At 71.2% G+C, this 19272-nt stretch carries 21 protein-coding genes; 7 read left to right on the top strand and 14 right to left on the bottom strand.

Features of this window, described 5'->3' with window-relative positions; genetic code table 11:
- Nucleotides 1-843: 843 nt before the first annotated feature.
- On the bottom strand, nt 844-1485 hold the full coding sequence (locus tag SSNG_RS08155; RefSeq protein ID WP_007263336.1) for a DNA-3-methyladenine glycosylase: 642 nt from the start codon (nt 1483-1485) through the stop codon (nt 844-846).
- A gap of 100 nt (nt 1486-1585) precedes the next feature.
- Between SSNG_RS08155 and SSNG_RS08160 the strand changes: the two genes are divergently transcribed.
- The 3 genes from SSNG_RS08160 (at nt 1586) to SSNG_RS08170 (ending at nt 3598) form a co-directional block, all read left to right on the top strand.
- The gene (locus tag SSNG_RS08160) at nt 1586-2368 is read left to right on the top strand and encodes a sporulation protein (RefSeq protein ID WP_007263337.1); all 783 of its coding nucleotides are present in this window, start codon (nt 1586-1588) and stop codon (nt 2366-2368) included.
- A 40-nt stretch (nt 2369-2408) separates the two neighbouring features.
- Nucleotides 2409-2945 (top strand): YbhB/YbcL family Raf kinase inhibitor-like protein, encoded by a 537-nt coding sequence (locus tag SSNG_RS08165; protein ID WP_007263338.1) that lies wholly within the window; start codon nt 2409-2411, stop codon nt 2943-2945.
- A gap of 149 nt (nt 2946-3094) precedes the next feature.
- Nucleotides 3095-3598: an HNH endonuclease gene (locus tag SSNG_RS08170; RefSeq protein ID WP_042800736.1), complete on the top strand. Its 504-nt coding sequence runs from the start codon at nt 3095-3097 to the stop codon at nt 3596-3598.
- Between the two features lie 48 nt (nt 3599-3646).
- On the opposite strand, the gene SSNG_RS08175 is transcribed toward SSNG_RS08170, so the two are convergent.
- From SSNG_RS08175 to SSNG_RS08190, 4 genes are all read right to left on the bottom strand, one after another.
- A complete protein-coding gene (locus SSNG_RS08175) occupies nt 3647-4417 on the bottom strand; it encodes a sulfite exporter TauE/SafE family protein (RefSeq protein ID WP_007263340.1) in 771 nt (256 codons plus the stop codon).
- A gap of 96 nt (nt 4418-4513) precedes the next feature.
- The gene (locus SSNG_RS08180) at nt 4514-5488 is read right to left on the bottom strand and encodes an SPFH domain-containing protein (RefSeq protein WP_007263341.1); all 975 of its coding nucleotides are present in this window, start codon (nt 5486-5488) and stop codon (nt 4514-4516) included.
- Between the two features lie 84 nt (nt 5489-5572).
- Nucleotides 5573-6001, bottom strand: coding sequence for an NfeD family protein (locus SSNG_RS08185; protein ID WP_007263342.1), 429 nt, complete (start codon nt 5999-6001; stop codon nt 5573-5575).
- Between the two features lie 77 nt (nt 6002-6078).
- Nucleotides 6079-6879 carry an ABC transporter ATP-binding protein gene (locus SSNG_RS08190; protein ID WP_007263343.1) on the bottom strand — a complete coding sequence of 267 codons (801 nt, stop codon included), beginning with the start codon at nt 6877-6879 and terminating at the stop codon, nt 6079-6081.
- Between the two features lie 135 nt (nt 6880-7014).
- Between SSNG_RS08190 and SSNG_RS08195 the strand changes: the two genes are divergently transcribed.
- Nucleotides 7015-7788, top strand: coding sequence for a hypothetical protein (locus SSNG_RS08195; RefSeq protein ID WP_007263344.1), 774 nt, complete (start codon nt 7015-7017; stop codon nt 7786-7788).
- A gap of 275 nt (nt 7789-8063) precedes the next feature.
- On the opposite strand, the gene SSNG_RS08200 is transcribed toward SSNG_RS08195, so the two are convergent.
- The 3 genes from SSNG_RS08200 to SSNG_RS08210 all read right to left on the bottom strand — a co-directional run bounded on the left by SSNG_RS08200 (nt 8064) and on the right by SSNG_RS08210 (nt 10238).
- Nucleotides 8064-8309: a chaplin gene (locus SSNG_RS08200; RefSeq protein WP_042803098.1), complete on the bottom strand. Its 246-nt coding sequence runs from the start codon at nt 8307-8309 to the stop codon at nt 8064-8066.
- Nucleotides 8310-8449: 140 nt separating this feature from the next.
- Nucleotides 8450-9109, bottom strand: a complete 660-nt coding sequence (locus SSNG_RS08205) for a response regulator transcription factor (RefSeq protein WP_007263346.1) — start codon at nt 9107-9109, stop codon at nt 8450-8452.
- The gene (locus SSNG_RS08210; protein ID WP_007263347.1) at nt 9102-10238 is read right to left on the bottom strand and encodes a GAF domain-containing sensor histidine kinase; all 1137 of its coding nucleotides are present in this window, start codon (nt 10236-10238) and stop codon (nt 9102-9104) included. The genes SSNG_RS08205 and SSNG_RS08210 overlap by 8 nt, the downstream gene beginning before the upstream one ends.
- A gap of 472 nt (nt 10239-10710) precedes the next feature.
- Here SSNG_RS08210 and SSNG_RS08215 point away from each other — a divergent pair, with 472 nt between their 5' ends.
- Nucleotides 10711-11349 (top strand): transglycosylase SLT domain-containing protein, encoded by a 639-nt coding sequence (locus SSNG_RS08215; RefSeq protein ID WP_042800738.1) that lies wholly within the window; start codon nt 10711-10713, stop codon nt 11347-11349.
- A gap of 97 nt (nt 11350-11446) precedes the next feature.
- On the opposite strand, the gene SSNG_RS08220 is transcribed toward SSNG_RS08215, so the two are convergent.
- Entirely contained in the window at nt 11447-13954 is a 2508-nt protein-coding gene (locus SSNG_RS08220; RefSeq protein ID WP_241695007.1) for an FHA domain-containing protein, read from the bottom strand.
- A 322-nt stretch (nt 13955-14276) separates the two neighbouring features.
- Here SSNG_RS08220 and serB point away from each other — a divergent pair, with 322 nt between their 5' ends.
- Nucleotides 14277-15476 (top strand): phosphoserine phosphatase SerB, encoded by a 1200-nt coding sequence (serB, locus tag SSNG_RS08225; RefSeq protein ID WP_042803103.1) that lies wholly within the window; start codon nt 14277-14279, stop codon nt 15474-15476.
- Between the two features lie 69 nt (nt 15477-15545).
- On the opposite strand, the gene SSNG_RS08230 is transcribed toward serB, so the two are convergent.
- The 4 genes from SSNG_RS08230 to SSNG_RS08240 all read right to left on the bottom strand — a co-directional run bounded on the left by SSNG_RS08230 (nt 15546) and on the right by SSNG_RS08240 (nt 17930).
- The gene (locus SSNG_RS08230; protein ID WP_007263351.1) at nt 15546-16067 is read right to left on the bottom strand and encodes a histidine phosphatase family protein; all 522 of its coding nucleotides are present in this window, start codon (nt 16065-16067) and stop codon (nt 15546-15548) included.
- An 88-nt stretch (nt 16068-16155) separates the two neighbouring features.
- A complete protein-coding gene (locus SSNG_RS08235; RefSeq protein ID WP_042800740.1) occupies nt 16156-16356 on the bottom strand; it encodes a hypothetical protein in 201 nt (66 codons plus the stop codon).
- Between the two features lie 159 nt (nt 16357-16515).
- On the bottom strand, nt 16516-16635 hold the full coding sequence (locus SSNG_RS44775) for an SGM_5486 family transporter-associated protein (RefSeq protein ID WP_277752142.1): 120 nt from the start codon (nt 16633-16635) through the stop codon (nt 16516-16518).
- 5 nt (nt 16636-16640) lie between these two features.
- A complete protein-coding gene (locus tag SSNG_RS08240) occupies nt 16641-17930 on the bottom strand; it encodes an MFS transporter (RefSeq protein WP_007263353.1) in 1290 nt (429 codons plus the stop codon).
- A 105-nt stretch (nt 17931-18035) separates the two neighbouring features.
- Here SSNG_RS08240 and SSNG_RS08245 point away from each other — a divergent pair, with 105 nt between their 5' ends.
- Nucleotides 18036-18713 carry a FadR/GntR family transcriptional regulator gene (locus SSNG_RS08245; protein WP_007263354.1) on the top strand — a complete coding sequence of 226 codons (678 nt, stop codon included), beginning with the start codon at nt 18036-18038 and terminating at the stop codon, nt 18711-18713.
- 14 nt (nt 18714-18727) lie between these two features.
- Here the strand turns inward: SSNG_RS08245 and SSNG_RS08250 are convergent, their stop codons facing one another.
- Nucleotides 18728-19171 carry a hypothetical protein gene (locus SSNG_RS08250; RefSeq protein WP_128636893.1) on the bottom strand — a complete coding sequence of 148 codons (444 nt, stop codon included), beginning with the start codon at nt 19169-19171 and terminating at the stop codon, nt 18728-18730.
- Nucleotides 19172-19272: the final 101 nt, after the last annotated feature.

Consider the following 19272-nt stretch of genomic DNA (forward strand, 5'->3'; position numbering starts at 1 on the left):
GGCCGGTCGCCCTCTCAGGCCGGCTACCCGTCGTCGCCTTGGTGGGCCATTACCCCACCAACAAGCTGATAGGCCGCGGGCTCATCCTTCACCGCCGGAGCTTTCAACTCCCGCCCATGCAGGCAGGAGTATTATCCGGTATTAGACCCCGTTTCCAGGGCTTGTCCCAGAGTGAAGGGCAGATTGCCCACGTGTTACTCACCCGTTCGCCACTAATCCACCCCGAAGGGCTTCATCGTTCGACTTGCATGTGTTAAGCACGCCGCCAGCGTTCGTCCTGAGCCAGGATCAAACTCTCCATGAATGTTTACCGGTAATCCGGTGCACACCACGAAAGAGCGGGCCAGTATTGGTCGGAATATGACCGACTGACCACAACGTCCTCGCTGTGTTGTTGCCTGCCAGCGCCCGAAGGCCCGACAGGTCTTTTTCAAAGGAACCTCATCCACCGGAGTGGACGGGGTATCAACTTCTGGCGTTGATTTTTGGCACGCTGTTGAGTTCTCAAGGAACGGACGCTTCCTTCGTACTCACCCTGTCGGGCTTTCCTCCGGGCTTTCGTTCTTCGTTCTTGCGTTTCCGACTCTATCAGACTCTTTCGTGTCCGATTTCCTCGGCGCTTTCGAGGTGCTGCGCTTTCGCGCTTTCCCTTTCGGCGTGGTCACTACGTTAACGCTTTTCCCTGCCGACTCATAATCGAGCCGGCCGGCGAGGAATTCGGGTATGCCGAATAGGACCCCGCCCGGGGTAAGTCGTAGTAGTGGTTTGGCCGCTCCGGGGGGCTGCTGAAACAGCGCTCCGTTCAAGCGGCTCGGACTACGTTAGGCGTCCCCCAAGATCGAGTCAAGTTGCGCGGCGGCGAGGCGCGTGGGCCCGGTAGGGGCTCACGGTGGGGTCGCCGGTGATCCAGTAGCGGTAGGGGTGGGCCGCGCCGGCGCCGCCGACGCCCGTGCGGGGGCCGTTGCCGACCTGGTCGGGCGGGGTGGCGGTGCCGGCCAGCAGGGACAGGGGGGAGTCGGGGCCCGCGCAGAGGTCCGTGCCGTCCAGGGAGCGGTCGACGTCGAGGGCGGTGGCCAGGCGGGCCGGCCCCTTGGCCAGTTCACGCGGGTATCTGGCTGAAAGTCGACGTTTGGCGGCCAGGTCGGCGCCCACCGTCACCTCCCCCGCGCGCAGCAGCACCCCGCTCGCGTGGCCCGGCGGGCCGCAGACCAGGTTGAGACTGAACCACATGCCGTAGATGAAGTAGACGTACGCGTGTCCGGGCGGGCCGAACATCGATGCGTTGCGGGCGGTGCGGCCGCGGTAGGCGTGGGAGCCGGGGTCGGCCTCGCCCTCGTACGCCTCCACCTCCGTGATGCGCAGTTCCATGGGGCCGTCCGAGGTACGGCGGACCAGGATCCTGCCGAGCAGGTCGGGGGCCACGGTGAGGACCGGGCGGTCGAAGAAGGACCGGGACAGGGGCGTACGGTCGGGGCGCGCGCTCATCCGGTCGAGCGTAGTGGAACGCGGGCTCCTGCAACCGGGCCCTATGGTTCCGCAGTGGTAAGGGGTCAGTGGATCCGTATATCTGTGTAGGGGAGAGAGCATGGGCTTCAGGAAGCTGTTCGCGAGCCTGGGTGCCGGCGGTGCGTCGGTGGACACGATCATCACCGAGCCGAACGTGGTGCCGGGCGGGATCGTCCAGGGCGAGGTGCGGATCCAGGGCGGGTCCGTCGAGCAGCAGATCGAGGGTCTGTCCGTGGGGCTGCAGGCGCGGGTGGAGGTGGAGGGCGGCGACAGCGAGTACAAGCAGGACATCGTCTTCACCAAGCAGCGCCTCGGCGGTGCCTTCAAGGTGCAGCCCGGTGCGCTGCACGTGGTGCCCTTCGGGCTGGAGATCCCGGCGGAGACGCCGGTGACCCACTTCGGCGGCCAGCACCTGCACGGGATGAACATCGGGGTCAGCACGGAGCTGGAGATCGCGCGCGCGGTGGACGCGGGTGACCTGGACCCGATCAACGTGCACCCGGTGCCGGCGCAGCAGGCGATCCTGGACGCCTTCCGGCAGCTGGGCTTCACGTTCCGCAGCGCGGACATGGAGCGCGGGCACATCCGCGGGACCCGGCAGACGCTGCCGTTCTACCAGGAGATCGAGTTCCTGCCGCCGTCGCAGTACCGGGGGCTGAACCAGGTGGAGCTGACCTTCGTCTCGGACGGCCACGAGATGGACGTCGTGCTGGAGATGGACAAGAAGCCGGGGCTGTTCAGCGAGGGCAGCGACACCTACCGCTGCTTCCAGGTGGGTCTGCAGTCGTACCAGGGGACCGACTGGGCGGCGTACCTGAACCAGTGGATCGCCTCGGTCGGTTCACAGCGCAACTGGTTCTAGGCTCGGTCGGGTACCCCTCATCCGATCCAGGAGGACAGCAGTGGCCGAACAGAAAAGGGCTCCCCTTCCGCACGACTTCCACCCCGAGGTGGCGTCCTTCACGGTGACCAGCGAGGACGTCTCGCCGGGTGCCGACCTGCACGCGGCCCAGGTCCTGACGGGCAAGAACCTGTCGCCGCAGCTGAGCTGGGAGGGCTTCCCCGAGGGGACGAAGAGCTTCGCGGTGACCTGCTTCGACCCGGACGCGCCGACGGGCAGCGGGTTCTGGCACTGGGTGCTGTTCGACATCCCGGCGTCCGTGACCTCGCTGCCGGCGGGTGCGGGCAGCGGGGACTTCGCGGGGCTGCCCGAGGGGGCGGTACACGTGCGCAACGACTACGGCACGCGTGACTTCGGCGGGGCCGCTCCGCCGCGCGGGGAGCGGCACCGGTACGTGTTCACCGTGTACGCGGTGGACCGGGAAGAGCTGGGGACGGACGAGGACTCCTCTCCGGCGTCGGTCGGTTTCCACCTCCGGTTCCACGCCATCGGCCGTGCCCAGCTGATCGGTGAGTACGAGTCGCCCGCGGCGCGTTGATCGTTCTCCCGGTGTTCGCCCGGTCCTGGTCTAAAGAAGGCCAGGACCGGGCATTTTTATTGCGTTGTCCCGCGTGGCGCGCGCGGCCAGAGTGGTTGCGGGCTTTGCCGCCAGGGTGGTCGCGGGCCTGCACACGGGAGGTGGGCGAGATGCGGGACACGCTGGTACTGAACGCGAGCTTCGAGCCGCTGTCGACGGTGACGCTGAACCGGGCGGTCGTGCTGGTTCTGCAGGACAAGGCCGTCGTCGAACAGTCACACCCCGAGCTGCGTGTCCGTGCGGCCACCATGGAGCTTCCGATGCCGCGGGTGATCCGGCTGTGCCGGTACGTACGGGTGCCCTTCCGAAGACATGCCCCCTGGTCACGGCGGGGGGTGCTGGTCAGGGACCAGCACCGGTGCGCGTACTGCGGGAAGCGCGCGACGACCGTGGACCACGTGCTGCCGCGGGCCCAGGGGGGTGGTGACACGTGGCTGAACACGGTGGCCTCCTGTGCCGAGGACAACCACCGCAAGGCGGCGCGGACGCCGGAGGAGGCGGGGATGCCGCTGCTGCGGAAGCCCTTCGTGCCTTCTCCGGCGGACGCGATGCTGCTGGCCCTGGGGGTGGGCGGAGAGGACGCGCTGCCGGAGTGGCTGGCGCGCACCGCCTAGTCCGGCGTCACCCCGGGCCCGTGGGGCGGCGTATTTCTTCTACGTCGCTCAGCGGAGCAGTAGTTGGACGATGGCCACGATCCCGACCGTCACGATGACGCCGCGCAGGGCGGTCGGGGGGAGCCGGCGGCCGACCTTGGCGCCGATCTGGCCGCCGATGGTGGAGCCGACGGCGATGAGGAGGACGGCCGTCCAGTCGAAGTCGGCGACGAAGAGGAAGAAGACGGCCGCGATGCCGTTGACGAGCGCGGCGACCACGTTCTTGACGGCGTTGATCCGTTGCAGGTCCTCGTGGAGCAGCAGGCCCATCAGGCCGACGTAGAGGACTCCCTGGGCGGCGCCGAAGTAGCCCCCGTAGGCGCTGGAGAGCAGCATGCCGGCCAGGAGCGGCGTTCCGCCGTCCGTTCCGCCCGGATCGCGTCCCGTTGCTTCCTGGCGGCGGCGCAGGGCCGCGGCGAGCCGGGGCTGGAGGACGACGAGGACGAGGGCCAGGCCGATGAGGACGGGCACGATCGTGTCGAAGGAGTCCGACGGCAGGGTCAGGAGCAGGATGGCGCCCGCGAGCCCGCCGACGAGGGAGACGGCGCCGAGGCGGACGATGCGGGCGCGCTGGCCCTGGAGTTCCTTGCGGTAGCCGATGGCTCCGCTGATGGAACCGGGCACCAGGCCGAGGGTGTTGGAGACGTTGGCGGTGACCGGGGGCAGGCCGGTGGCGAGGAGCACCGGGAAGGTGATCAGCGTGCCGGAGCCGACGATGGTGTTGATGGTCCCGGCGCCGATTCCGGCGCCGAAGACCGCGAGCGATTCCCAGATGGACATGGACATGGACGGAGCCATCCCCTTTGTGTGAGTGAGTCGCCTCCCCGCCGTGAAGGTCGAGGGGCCTCACCGATCATGCACGAAGGGGAGGTCGCGTCAGTCGATGGGGGGCTGTTCGCGCCGCTCGGCGGCGGTGTCCTGGGCGGGGGTTCCCTTGCCGGGGTTCTGCGGGTTGAAGCCGGCCGAACCGCCGCCGAGGGGGCCGAAGTTGCCCATGGCGCCCGAGAGTCCCTTGAGCGCGTCCCCGATCTCGCTGGGCACGATCCAGAGCTTGTTGGCGTCGCCTTCGGCGATCTTCGGGAGCATCTGGAGGTACTGGTAGGCGAGGAGCTTCTGGTCGGCGTCGCCGGCGTGGATGGACTCGAACACCGTACGGATGGCCTGGGCCTCGCCCTCGGCCTTGAGGGCGGCGGCCTTGGCCTCGCCCTCGGCGCGGAGGATGGAGGACTGCTTCTCGCCCTCGGCGCGCAGGATCTCCGACTGGCGGACGCCCTCGGCCTGGAGGATCGCGGCGCGCTTGTCGCGGTCGGCGCGCATCTGCTTCTCCATCGAGTCCTGGATGGAGGTCGGCGGTTCGATGGCCTTCAGCTCGACGCGGTTGACGCGGATGCCCCACTTGCCGGTGGCCTCGTCGAGGACCCCGCGCAGGGCGGCGTTGATCTCCTCGCGGGAGGTGAGGGTCCGCTCCAGGTCCATGCCGCCGATGATGTTGCGCAGGGTGGTGACGGTGAGCTGCTCGATGGCCTGGATGTAGCTGGCCACTTCGTACGTGGCGGCGCGGGCGTCGGTCACCTGGTAGTAGATGACGGTGTCGATGTTGACGACCAGGTTGTCCTGGGTGATGACCGGCTGCGGCGGGAAGGGGACGACCTGTTCGCGGAGGTCGATCCGGTTGCGGATGGAGTCGATGAACGGGACGACGATGTTGAGGCCCGCGTTGAGGGTGCGGGTGTAGCGGCCGAACCGCTCGACGATGGCGGCGCTGGCCTGCGGGATCACCTGGATCGTCTTGACCAGGGCGATGAAGACCAGTACCACCAGGATGATCAGGACGATGATGATCGGTTGCATGTGGTTCCCCGTGCCCTTCCGGCTGTCTGTGCTGCCCCGTTGATCGGAGTCTCGCAGACCCCGGGGCCGCGGGTGGGCTGCTTGTCACATGACGACCGCGGTCGCTCCGTCGATGTCGACGACGTCGACGGACTGGCCGGGTTCGAAACTGGTGTCCGAGTCGAGGGTACGGGCGGACCAGATCTCGCCGGCCAGTTTGATGCGGCCACCGCTGCCGTCGACCCGTTCCAGGACGACGGCGGATCTGCCCTTCAACGCCTCGATGCCGCTGCGGTGTTGGGGCCGCTGGTCGCGGTGGCGGTTGGCGATGGGCCGGACGACGGCGATCAGGGCGACCGACACGATCACGAAGACCAGGACCTGGGCGACCACTCCCCCGCCGACGGCCGCGGTGACGGCCGCGGCGACCGCGCCGACGGCGAACATGCCGAACTCCGGCAGGGCGGTCAGGACCAGGGGGATGCCCAGTCCGACCGCGCCGATGAGCCACCACACCCATGCGTCGATGTCCACATGGTCATGGTAGGTCGGGCGGGCGCGGCCGGACAGGGCGCGAACGGCGGGGCCTGGCGCCGGGTCTGGCGCCGGGTCTAGCGCAGGGGCAGGCCCTGGGCACTCCAGCGGTCGTGATCGTTGCGCTCGACGATGAGCGGGAGGCCGAAGCAGAGGGAGAGGTTGCGGGAGGTCAGCTCCAGCTCGATGGGACCGGCGGTGACGACCTTGCCCTGCCGGATCATCAGGACGTGCGTGAAGCCGGGGGCGATCTCCTCGACGTGGTGCGTGACCATGACCATGGACGGGGCCATGGGGTCGCGGGCGAGGCGGCCGAGGCGGCGGACGAGGTCCTCGCGGCCGCCGAGGTCGAGGCCGGCGGCGGGCTCGTCGAGGAGGAGCAGTTCGGGGTCGGTCATCAGGGCGCGGGCGATCAGGGTGCGCTTGCGCTCGCCCTCGGAGAGGGTGCCGAACTTGCGGTCGAGGTAGTCGGTCATGCCGAGGCGGTCGAGGAAGGCGCGGGCGCGCTGCTCGTCGATGTCCTCGTACTCCTCCTGCCAGGTCGCGGTCATGCCGTAGGCGGCGGTGAGCACGGTCTGCAGGACGGTCTGCCGCTTCGGGAGCTTGTCGGCGAGCGCGATGCCGGCGACGCCGATGCGCGGGCGCAGCTCGAAGACGTCGCTGCCGGGCTTGCCGAGGGTGCTGCCGAGGATCGTGGCGGTGCCCGTGGTGGGGAAGAGGTAGCTGGAGGCGAGGTTCAGCAGCGTGGTCTTGCCGGCGCCGTTGGGGCCGAGGATGACCCAGCGCTCCCCCTCCTTGACCGACCAGGAGACCTGGTCCACCAGAGCCCGGCCCTCGCGGACCACGGATACGTCCACCAGCTCCAGAACATCGCTCATGAGCGTGTTGTCACCCCTTGCAGTCACGGTTCTCTGTGCGCGCCTGTAGGCGCGGCCCCAGGGGAAAACCTACGCCACTCCGAGCGGGCTCCGGGCGCCAGGCCGGGTCGGGGGGCCGATCCGTAGAGTGGGGGGATGCTTTTCGAACCACGTTCAGGGCGGCTGGCCGCCTGGGGGAACGCTCTGCTGGCAGGTCTGGTCTCGCCCGACGAGGCGGCGCTGTCGATCGTGGGCGAGGACGCCGTGCACCGGGTCACCGGGCTGCCGGGTGAGGCGGCGCCGGTGGGGCTCACGCTGGCGCTGGGGCGGCTGCGGGCGCTGGGGGTGGCCGGGCTGCGGGTGGCTCTGCCGGTGGCGGGGCATCCGCTGGGGCTGAGCGGGCCGCCGGAGTTCAACGCGCGGGCGCTGGAGGCCGAGGAGGCGGTGGTGTGCGCGGGGGCGGCGCTGGGGCTGGTGCCGGAGGTCACGGAGGCGGGCCCGGCGGGTGACGTGCACGTCTCGGTGGTGTGGCACTGCCTGCCGGTGCGGGAGGCCCCGCCGGCGGACGTGCCGTCGCTGGGCGAGGCGGAGCGGGAGCTGGCCGAGGCGTTGCGGGAGGCGACGGTGGTGCTGACCCGGCTGGACGTGGCGGCGTCGGGGCCGGTGGCCGAGGCGGCGCTGTCGGCGTACCGGGCGCGGGCGGAGGCGGGGCGGGACGTGCTGGCGCCCGGGTATCCGGCGCGGGCGGTACGGGTGCTGGCGCTGGCGCAGCGGGTGGACCTGTTGGTGTCGCTGGCGTACGAGCGGGGGCACGGGGGCGCGGTGGCGGCCTCGGAGATGGCGGCGCGGGTGGAGGCGCTGCGGCCGGTGGAGCGGGTCGCTCGGCGGGCGCTGGTGGCGGCGTACAACTCGGCGGTGGAGGCCCTGTAGCCGTCCGGCGGGTGCGGGGGGCTCGTGCGGGGCGGTACCGCTGCGCGGGCTGCTCCCCGCCCCGCCCTTCGCCCGTTCCCCGGGCTGCGCCCGGACCCCTCCCGGGGGCTCCGCCCCCGGACCCCCGCGCCTCAAACTCCCCCAGCTACCGCTGGGAGGTGCCCCCTGGCGGGGCTGGATTGGCCGGTGGGGCCGGATGCGCCGGCCCGGGGCCGGATGCGCCGCGGCCCCGCCTCCCGGGGAGAAAGGGGGAAGCGGGGCCGGTGGGGTGGGGGTCAGGCGTTGACGCCGGTGTTGCCCCAGGCGCCGTTGAGCAGGCCGATCACGCTGACGGTGTTGCCGACCACGTTCACCGGGACGTGCACGGGGACCTGGAGCAGGTTCCCGGAGGCCACGCCGGGCGAGTTCAGGGCCTCGCCCTCCGCGGACGCACCGCCGTGCGCCGAGGAGACACCGGCGCCGGCGGCGACGAGGCCGCCCGCGATCATGGTGACGGCTGCGGCCTTCTTGAAGTTCTTCACGTTCTCGTCCTCCAGTACGTCTGCCGCGACCAGCCGTCGCGGCACGCCATGGAGAACGGCGTCCCCCGGCCCGGGATACGCCATGTGGGCGACATACACCCGACCGTATGAATCTCGGATCGGCCCATTACTCCGCCCCGTCACTCCGCGATGCCGTGCCGGACGGCCCACAGCGCGGCCTGGGTGCGGTCGGAGAGGTCCAGTTTCATCAGGATGTTCGAGACGTGCGTCTTGACCGTCTTCTCGGACAGCACGAGCGTCCTGGCGATCTCCCGGTTCGACCGGCCGTCGGCGATGAGGCCGAGGACCTCGCGCTCGCGGTCGGTCAGCGAGCCGGGGCGGCCCCCGGGGCCGCTCTGGTCGTCCTGGGCGGCCAGCAGGGCCTCGGCGACCTCCGGCTGGAGCAGGACGTGTCCCGCGTGCACGGAGCGGATGGCTCCGGCCAGGGCGTCGGGGTCGATGTCCTTGTAGAGGTATCCGGCGGCGCCGGCCCGCAGCGCGGGGACGACGGTCCGCTGTTCCGTGAAGCTGGTGACGATCAGGACCCGGGCCGGGTTCTCCAGGTCCCGCAGCCGCCGCAGGGCCTCGATGCCGTCGGTGCCGGGCATCTTGACGTCCATGAGGATCACGTCGGGCCGCAGCTCCTCGGCTCGGGCGGTGCCCTCCGCCCCGTCCGCGGCCTCTCCGACCACCTCGATGTCCTCCTGTACCTCCAGGAAGGTGCGCAGGCCGCGGCGGACCACCTGGTGGTCGTCGACGAGCAGGACGCGGATCCGGCCGCGGCCGGGGGTGTCAGCCACCGGGGACCTCCATCTCGATCGTGGTGCCCTCACCGGGCTCCGAGCGGACCTCCAGCCGGCCTCCGGCGCCGCTCGCCCGGTCCCGCATGGAGACGAGCCCGAGGTGCCGGCCGGCCTTGCGGACGGTGGACGGGGAGAAGCCCCGGCCCCAGTCCCGTACGCGCAGGACGGCGCCGCCCGCGGGGGTCCGGGCGAGGGTGACCTCGACGCGGTCCGCGCCGGAGTGCCGCAGGGCGTTGTGCAGGGCCTCCTGGGCGACCCGCAGCAGGGCCTCCTCCTGGGCGGCGGGCAGGGCCCGTACGCCGTCGCAGGTGAAGGTGACGCGCGCGGTGTGGGCGCGGTCGAGTACGCGGACGTGGTCGCGCAGGGTGTGGACGAGGCCGTCCTCGTCCAGGGCGGCGGGCCGCAGCTCGGTCACGGCGGCGCGGAGCTCGTCGGCGGCCTCCGCGGCGAGCGCGGCGACCTGCTGGAGCTCCCCCTTGGCGCGTGCCGGGTCGCGGTCCACGAGGGCGGCGGCGGCCTGGGCGGTCAGGCGCAGGGAGAACAGCTTCTGGCTGACGGCGTCGTGCAGCTCGTGGGCGAGCCGGGAGCGCTCCTCGGCGATGGTCAGCTCGCGGCTGCGCTCGTAGAGGCGGGCGTTGGTGAGGGCTATGGCCGCGTGCTGGGCGAGGAGGGACAGGAGCGCCTCGTCCTCGTCGGTGAAGCCGCCGGGGCCGTTCTTGTTGGCGAGGAAGAGGGCGCCGAGGTTCTCCTCCCCGTCCCTGATGGGCAGGCCGAGGAAGCCGGACATCTCGGGGTGGGCGGCGGGCCAGCCCCCGAAGCGCGGGTCGTCGCGTACGTCCGCGAGCCGCTCGGGGGTCTCCTCGTGGAGCATCGCGGCGAGGATCCCGTGCTGGCGGGGCAGCGGGCCGATGCGGCGCCACTGCTCCTCGCTGATGCCGTCCACGACGAACTGGGCGAAGCCCCCGTGGTCGTCCGGGACGCCGAGGGCGGCGTACTCGGCGTCCAGCAGTTCGCGGGCGGAGGCGACGATCGTGCGCAGGACGTCGTGGACCTCCAGCCGCCGGCTCATGGCGAGCAGCGCCGTGCTGACGGCCGCCAGTCCTCCCGTAGCGGGTCCGTTGTGCATGGGGTCACCGTACCGGCGGCCCTGACCTGCGGGATCGGGCGTGGGGCGTAGGTCCTGCGGCCTGGGGCGTACGGCTCGGGGAGGGGGTGCGGGGGCGGGTCCTCTGCCCTGGGTATGAGGGGCGGGGCCGGTCCTCTCGTCCGGAAGGCGGAGTGCGGTCACGTATTGAATTGCGGTCGCAACTCTGGGTGAGACGGCGGGGGGCCCGGTGTGAGCCCCGGCATAGGACGCACATCACTTACGAAGCCGCCTAGTGGACGCATAAAGGCGCCGTGAGTGCTGTTGCGCCTAGCGGCAGGGGCGGAGATCCCGCGTCGGCGGGGGGCCGTGATCCACTAACCGGGATCGTACGTCACACCTTTGCCAGGCGATTTTGCCGCCGCTAAGAATGGCTGCCGTCGCACAGCGCCGCGGATCCCGGATCCGAGCGGCGCTTTCCTGCGGCCCCCGCTATTCGAAGAGGTTGCCCCGCATGTCTGCTTCCAGCACGCCCGGTCACTATCGTCTGACGAAGGCGCACAAGCTGTCGATCGCCGGTGTCGCCACCCTCGGTGCCGCCGCCCTCGCCTTCTCCCTCGTCCCCGCCGGTACCGAGACCGCTCAGGCTCAGACGTTCGAGGCCGCTCCGGTCGCCTGGACCCAGTCCGTGCAGAAGCACGTCGGCGCCCAGCAGGCCGTCGCCGACCAGAAGGCCAAGGACGCGGCGAAGGCCGCGGCCGAGGCGCAGGCGAAGAAGGACCGCGAGGCCAAGGAAGCCGCCAGCCGTTCCGCGGCCCGCACCCCGGTCTTCGCGAACAACCTCGACGGCTGGATCAAGGAAGCCCTCTTCATCATGAAGCGCGAGGGCATTCCCGGCACCTACTCCGGCATCCACCGCAACATCATGCGCGAGTCGAGCGGCAACCCCCGCGCGATCAACCTGTGGGACATCAACGCGAAGAACGGCATCCCGTCGAAGGGCCTGCTCCAGGTCATCCAGCCGACCTTCAACACGTACCACGTCAAGGGCACCAAGTTCGACCTGTACGACCCGGTCGCGAACATCGTCGCCGCGTGCAACTACGCCGCCGACCGCTACGGCTCGATGGACAACGTGAACAGCGCCTACTAGGCACCGCACGCCCCCCATGCGCCTCAGGGCGGCCCCCGGACCTCCGGGAGCCGCCCTGAGGCGTTTCACGCGTGCGCGGTCCTGGCGGACCGGCCCGCTACTTGCGCATGACCTCGGGCTCGTGGCGGCGCAGCAGGCGCGCCACGGCGAAGCCGCAGATCACACCGAGCGCCAGCAGGACGAAGACGTCCATGAACCACTGGCCGGCGGTGTGGTCCCACAGCGGGTCGGTGTTGGTGGGGTTCTGCGGGTCCCAGGGCGCCATGAGCTTGCCCAGGTTCAGGGTGGTGCCGGCCGCACCGATGGCCCAGCGGGACGGCATCAGGTAGGCGAACTGCTCCAGGCCGATCTTGTCGTACAGCTGGAACAGGATGCCGGTGAAGACGACCTGGACGATCGCGAACATGACGAGCAGCGGCATGGTCTTCTCGGCGGTCTTCACCAGCGAGGAGATCACGAGGCCGAACATCATCGCGGTGAAGCCGAGCGCGGTGACCGAGATGCAGAGCTCGACGGCCGGGTTCATGAAGAGGCCCTCGGCGGGGAGCTTGCGCGGGGTGAAGGCGATGGCGCAGATGATCACGCCCTGGAGGGCGGTGATCACGCCGAGGACGATCACCTTCGACATGAGGTACGCGGACCGGGACAGGCCGGTCGCGCGCTCACGCTCGTAGATGACCCGTTCCTTGATCAGCTCACGGACCGAGTTGGCCGCTCCCGAGAAGCACATGCCGACCGCGAGGATCAGCATGATCGTGCCGGCGTCGCCGTTGAAGCGCGACGGCGGGGTCGGCGGGGCGAGGCCGAACTTCGCGGGGATCACGATGGAGACCACGCCGAGGACGGCGGGCATCAGCACCATCAGCGCGAGGAAGCCGACGTCGGAGACGATCACCGAGACGTAGCGGCGCATCAGCGTCCACAGCTGCGAGCCCCAGGCCTGCGGCTTCGGCGGGATCATCTGCTGCGGCGCCATCGCGACCTGCTGCGGGGCGACCGCGTCGAGGTCGGCGGCGTACAGCTGGTAGTGCTGCGAGCCCTTCCAGCGGCCGGCCCAGTCGTAGTCGCGGTAGTTCTCGAAGGCGGAGAACACGTCGGCCCAGGTGGTGTAGCCGAAGAAGTTCAGCGCCTCGTCCGGCGGGCCGAAGTAGGCGACGGACCCGCCCGGGGCCATGACGAGCAGCTTGTCGCACAGTCCCAGCTCCGCGACGGAGTGGGTGACGACGAGGACCGTGCGGCCGTCGTCGGCGAGGCCGCGCAGCAGCTGCATGACGTCGCGGTCCATGCCCGGGTCGAGGCCGGAGGTCGGCTCGTCCAGGAAGATCAGCGAGGGCTTGGTGAGCAGCTCCAGGGCCACGGACACGCGCTTGCGCTGACCACCCGAGAGCGAGGTGATCTTCTTGTCCTTGTGGATGTCGAGCTTGAGCTCGCGCAGCACCTCGTCGATGCGGGCGGCGCGCTCGGACTCGGCGGTGTCGCCGGGGAAGCGGAGCTTGGCCGCGTACTTGAGGGCGGTCGAGACCTTCAGCTCCTTGTGCAGGATGTCGTCCTGCGGGACCAGGCCGATGCGCTGGCGGAGCTCCGCGAACTGCTTGTACAGGTTGCGGTTGTCGTAGAGGACGTCACCCTGGTCGGCGGGCCGGTAGCCGGTGAGCGCCTTCAGGAGCGTCGACTTGCCGGAGCCGGAGGGGCCGATGACGCCGATGAGCGACTTCTCCGGGACGCCGAAGGTGACGTCCTTGAGGATCTGCTTGCCGCCGTCGACCGTGACCGTGAGGTGGCGGGCCGAGAAGGAGACGTCACCGGTGTCGACGAACTCCTCGAGCCGGTCGCCGACGATCTTGAACGTCGAGTGGCCGACGCCGACGATGTCGTTCGGGCCGAGCAGCGCGGTGCCGGACTTGGGCAGCGGCTGGCCGTTGACGTAGGTGCCGTTGTGGCTGCCGAGGTCGTGGATCTCGAAGCGGCCGCCGGTGGAGCGGAACTCCGCGTGGTGGCGCGAGACCTGGAGGTCGGAGACGACGAGCTCGTTCTCCAGGGCGCGGCCGATGCGCATGACGCGGCCGACGGCGATCTGGTGGAACGTCGTCGGGCTGCGGTGGTCGCTGCCGTACCCGGGGGCCGCGGCTCCCTGTTGCGCGGGAATGCCGCCGCCGGCGCCGCCGCCCTGCTGCTGCTGCGGCACGTACGGCTGCTGCTGCGGCTGCTGGTCCCAGGCGGGCTGCTGCTGCGGCTGCTGGTGGGCCGGCGCCTGACCCTGGGCCTGGTACGCCTGCTGCTGCGCCGGGGCCTGGTAGGCCGGCTGCTGCGCCTGCGCGGCGCTCGGATTCAGCCGCGGGCCGTCGGTGGCGTTGCCCAGGTGCACCGGCGTGCCGGGCACGAGCTCCGTCTGCTGGACCCGCGCGCCGTGCACGTAGGTGCCGTTGGTGCTGCCGTGGTCCTCGAGGGCCCAACCCCGGCCGTTCCAGCTGATGGTGGCGTGCCGCCACGACACCCTGGCGTCATCGATCACCACGTCTCCCTGGGGATCGCGCCCCAGCGAGTACGACCTGGACGGATCGAGCGTCCAGGTCCTTCCGTTCAATTCCAGTACGAGTTCCGGCACTCCAGCCCCACTTAAGGTCCCCCGAGAATCCCCCTGGCGTCCAGGGAGAACGACGTCAGGGAGTCTAGGGATGGCGAACATCCGGTGGAACTATTTCAGGCCTGCGGCCACATGTGGAATCGGGGCCTTCCGCGGGGGTCCGGGGGCGGCCGCAGGCGGGGTCGAATGCACCCGGAGAGTGCGATACGGGACTTCTCGCCTCCCCGGCTTCTTCACGCCCCTCACCCCTTTCCTCCTTCTCGGCCGGCTCCGCGGCGCGGCGCGTCTGAAGGGTGGGACGGGGATCCGGCGGCGGGGGCCAGGAGGATACGGTGTGGGCACCATGAGCGCTTCGCAGACCTCCGACGTCCCCACCCTCCTCGTCAAGATCTTCGGCAAGGACCGTCCCGGGATCACCGCCGGGCTGTTCGACACCCTCGCCGCCTACTCCGTCGATGTCGTCGACATCGAGCAGGTCGTCACCCGCGGCCGCATCGTCCTGTGCGCCCTCGTCACCAAGCCCGCCGCCGGCTCCGAGGGCGAGCTGCGCGCCACCGTGCACAACTGGGCCGAGTCGCTCAGGCTGCAGGCGGAGATCATCTCCGGTACCGGTGACAACCGGCCGCGCGGCAGCGGCCGCTCCCACGTCACCGTCCTCGGGCACCCGCTCACCGCCGAGTCCACCGCCACCATCGCCGCCCGGATCACCGCGACCGGCGGCAACATCGACCGCATCTTCCGGCTCGCCAAGTACCCGGTGACGGCGGTCGAGTTCGCCGTCTCCGGCGTCGAGACCGAGCCGCTGCGCACCGCCCTGGCCACCACCGCCGCGCAGATCGGCGTGGACGTGGCCGTGGTCTCGGCCGGGCTGCACCGCCGGGCGCAGCGGCTGGTGGTCATGGACGTGGACTCGACCCTGATCCAGGACGAGGTCATCGAGCTCTTCGCCGCGCACGCCGGCTGCGAGGCCGAGGTCGCGGAGGTGACCGAGCGGGCCATGCGCGGTGAGCTGGACTTCGAGCAGTCCCTGCACGCCCGGGTCGCGCTGCTGGCGGGGCTGGACGCGTCGGTGGTGGACAAGGTCCGTTCCGAGGTGCGGCTGACGCCGGGCGCGCGGACCCTGATCCGGACGCTGAAGACGCTGGGCTACCAGGTGGGCGTGGTGTCCGGCGGGTTCACGCAGGTCACGGACGACCTGCGGGAGCGGCTGGGGCTGGACTTCGCCTCGGCGAACACCCTGGAGATCGTCGACGGGAAGCTGACCGGCAAGGTCACCGGGGAGATCGTGGACCGGGCGGGCAAGGCACGGCTGCTGCGCCGTTTCGCCGGGGAGGCCGGGGTGCCGCTGTCGCAGACGGTGGCGATCGGTGACGGCGCCAACGACCTGGACATGCTGAACGCGGCCGGGCTGGGGGTGGCCTTCAACGCCAAGCCGGTGGTCCGCGAGGCCGCGCACACCGCCGTGAACGTCCCCTTCCTGGACGCCGTGCTGTACCTGCTCGGCGTCACCCGGGAGGAAGTGGAAGCGGCCGACCTGGCGTGATCCCGTACGGACGTACGCACGTACCGCGCCCGGCCGGGTCCTTCCGGCCGGGCGCGCGTCGTCGCGGGCTCAGTGCTCCTTGGGCGTCCAGTAGTCCAGCAGGGTGCACACGCCGGGTTCGAGGGTCTTCCAGGAGCCGGTGAAGGAGAGGACGGCCAGCGCGGCGGTCGGGAAGCCCGTACGGGTCATCCGGGCCAGGGTGTCGCCCTCGGAGCGTCCGGACAGGACGTCGGCGAGGGCGTGCATGCCGGGGTTGTGGCCGATGACGAGGAGGTCGGACACCTCGTCGGGGGTCTCGTTCAGCAGGGCGATGAGCTCGCCGGGTGACGCCTCGTAGATCCGCTCCTCGTACGAGGTCTTCGGCCGCGACGGGAGTTCCTGGACGGCGAGCTTCCAGGTCTCCCGGGTGCGGGCGGCGGTGGAGCAGAGGGCCAGGTCGAAGGTGATGCCGGTCTCGGCCAGCTTCAGTCCGACGGCGGGCGCGTCCTTGCGGCCGCGTTCCGCCAGCGGGCGGTCGTGGTCGGACACCTGCGGCCAGTCGGCCTTGGCGTGCCGGAGGAGGGCGATCCTGCGGGGTGTGTCGGCGCTCATGGCCCCCAGCTTCGCACGAAACGAGCCACCGGGCGCAGGGTGTTGGAGGGCCCTCGCTCCCCGGTGGGGCGTGCCCGGCGCACGCGGGTCAGCCGACGGCGCGCAGCAGCTGGTGGGTGACCTGGACGAGCGCGGAGCCCTCTTCGGTGGCGGCGTGCGCCTGGCCGGAGCCGGCGAGCAGCAGCAGGAGGAGGCCGAAGGCGAGCGCGGGCAGGGCCAGCGTCCACCAGTGCAGCCGGGTGTCGGGGGCGGTGGTGCGGGGGGCGGGAAGGTGTGCGGGGGCCGACATGGCCGCCTCCGTGGGTGCGCGGGTGGGACGGGCTCGCTCTCCTTCGAATCTATGGATCCGAGGGGACGGTTCCCATCCGGGGCACACCCCACGCGACCCTGAACCTGGCCCCCTAGGGGATGGTGGGGATAGCCCCACCCCTCTCCGGGGGCCCTGGTGTCAGGGGGAGGCGACGGTCGCGATGACGGCGATGACCACGGACACCAGCAGCATCGCGCCGAGCACGAGGCCGAGCTTCTTGTGGCCGTTCTGGGGGTTGGGTTCGAGTACGGGCGACATGCCGTTCAGTCTCCCATGCCGCATTCGTCCTCGATCGTGCGGTCCCGGCCGGCGAGGACGCCGAGGGCGATCTGGGGGACGAGGAGGGCCGCCATCAGGGCCAGCGGGAGGTCCCAGCCGCCGCTGTGCTGGTAGAGGGTGCCGATGACCAGGGGCCCGGGGATGGAGATGAGGTAGCCGGTGCTCTGGGCGAAGGCGGAGAGCTTGACGACCCCGGCGGGGGACTTGGCGCGCAGCCCGATCATGGTGATGACGAGGGGGAAGGCGCAGTTGGAGATGCCGAGCAGCAGGGCCCAGGCCCAGGCTCCGGCGGCGGGGGCGAGGTAGAGCCCGAGGTAGCCGGCGAGGCCGAAGAGGCCGAGGACGGCGGCGATGGCGCCCTGGTTGCGCATCCGTCCGGCGAGGCCGGGGATGACGAAGGCCAGGGGGACGCCCATGACCATGGTGACGGCGAGCAGGACTCCGGCGGTGGAGGCGGAGACGCCCGCGTCGCGGAAGATCTGCGGGAGCCAGCCCATGGTGACGTAGGCGCCGGTGGCCTGGAGGCCGAAGTAGCAGGCCAGGGCCCAGGCGGTGCGGCTGCGGACGACGGAGGGGCCGGTGGCGCCGGTCGCGGCGGCGGGGGCGGCGGCCTTCTCGCGGCGGCCGGCGGCGGCGATCGGCAGCCAGGGCAGTACGGCGGCCACGGCGAGGACGGCCCAGATCAGCAGGCCGGTGCGCCAGCTGCCGCCGAGGGCGCCGGTGAGGGGGACGGTCGCGGCGGCGGCGAGGGAGGTGCCGGCGGCCAGGGCCATGGAGTAGAGGCCGGTCATGGTGCCGACCCGGTCCGGGAAGTAGCGCTTGACGATCACCGGGAGCAGCACGTTGGTCAGGGCTATGCCGGCCAGGGACAGGGCGCTGGCGGCGAGGAACCCGGCGGCGGCGTCGGTGAAGGGGCGGATCAGCAGGCCGGCCGCGACGGCGGCCATGCCGGCGCAGACGACGGCGGCGGGGCCGAAGCGGCGGGAGAGCCGGGGGGCGGTGACGCCGAAGACGGCGAAGCAGAGGGCGGGGACCGAGGTGATGAGCCCTGCGACGGCGCCGCTCATGTGGAGGCCGGTGCGGGCCTCTTCGAAGAGGGCTCCGAGGCTGGTGATGGCGGGCCGCAGGTTGAGGGCGGCCAGCACGATTCCGACGACGAGTACCGGGCCCAGCCACTTGGGGGCGGCGTCGGCGGGGGCGGGTGCGGGCAGGGCGGCTGGGCCGCCGGTCGTGACCGCGGGGCGGTTCATGGTCTGGATGTCTTCGTCGTGCATCCAGCCATCATAGAATCATGGGATGATTGGTTGTCCAGTCTTGAACCGTTCCGCACGGCTCCGTCCGTCGCCGTTCCGGCCGACCCCGAGGGGGTTCCACCCGCCATGCCGCTGACCTCGCCCCGGCGATCCGCGCTCGTCGACCAGGTGATCGCCCAGCTGAGGAACCAGATCACGTCCGGCGAGTGGCCGGTCGGGAGCCGGATCCCCACCGAGCCCGAGCTGGTGGAGCTGCTGGGCGTCGCCCGCAACACCGTGCGGGAGGCGGTCCGGGCCCTCGCGCACAACGGGCTCCTGGACATCCGCCAGGGTTCGGGTACGTACGTGCTCGCCACCAGCGAGCTGGCCGGGGTGATGCACCGGCGCTTCGCGGGGGCCGACCCGCGGCACGTCGCGGAGCTGCGCTCGACGCTGGAGTCCTCGGCTGCCCGGCTGGCGGCGGAGCGGCGGACGGAGCGCGACCTCGTCCAGCTGGACGCGCTGCTGGCGCGGCGCGAGGAGGCGTGGGCGAGCGGGGACGCGGAGCTGTTCGTGGCGGCGGACGTGGGCCTGCACATGGCGGTGGTGACGGCCTCGCACAACGACGTACTGATCGAGCTGTACGCGGACCTCGGCGACCTGGTCGCGGACTGGCTGCGGACGGACGTCGGCATGGAGCTGAACCCGGCGGACCACCTGGACCACGCCCGGCTGATCGAGGCGATCCGGCGCGGGGACGGGGACACGGCCGCGGCGGAGGCGGCGGGCTACCCCTTCGTCTGCCTGGGCAGGACCCCGGCCTGATCCGAGGACACGGCCTACGGGCCTTCGGGGGTGCGCTGGTGGCTCACCCAGGCCGTGCGGACCTCTTTCCAGCAGCGGCCGGTGAGCCGGGTGCGGCCGGCCGGGTCCAGGGGGACGAGGGCGCCGTCGCCGTCGACGTCCCACCAGCGCTCGCACTCGACGTGGAGGCGGAGCAGGTCGGTCTCGGGGTAGCCGTTGTGGCAGGACGCGACCACCGTGGAGCCGGTGATCCGCGTGTCGCAGTCGGCGCCGAACAGTTCCCGGACGGGGGGCCGTGCGGGCCGTACGGGTGGTTCGGCGGGGATGTCGTCGAGGTCCACGACGGCCCGACCGGCCGCTTCGGGGCCGGGCGCGGGTTCCCGTACGCCGGGCTGGGCGAGGGCCCCGGGGCCCAGGAGGCCGGTCAGGAACACTGAGGTGACCAGCAGCGATACCGCTCGGCTCGGCCTCGCGCGCACCCGTACCTCCTCCCCGGACACACCGGGAAGATCCCGGCATGGTCATTTTGCAGGCATCTGTCCCGGTTTTCGACTCGGGAAGATCCGCCCCGGCCTCGGAC

Origin of the sequence: Streptomyces sp. C (assembly GCF_000158895.1) — a bacterium.
GTDB classification, from domain to species: Bacteria; Actinomycetota; Actinomycetes; order Streptomycetales; family Streptomycetaceae; genus Streptomyces; species Streptomyces racemochromogenes.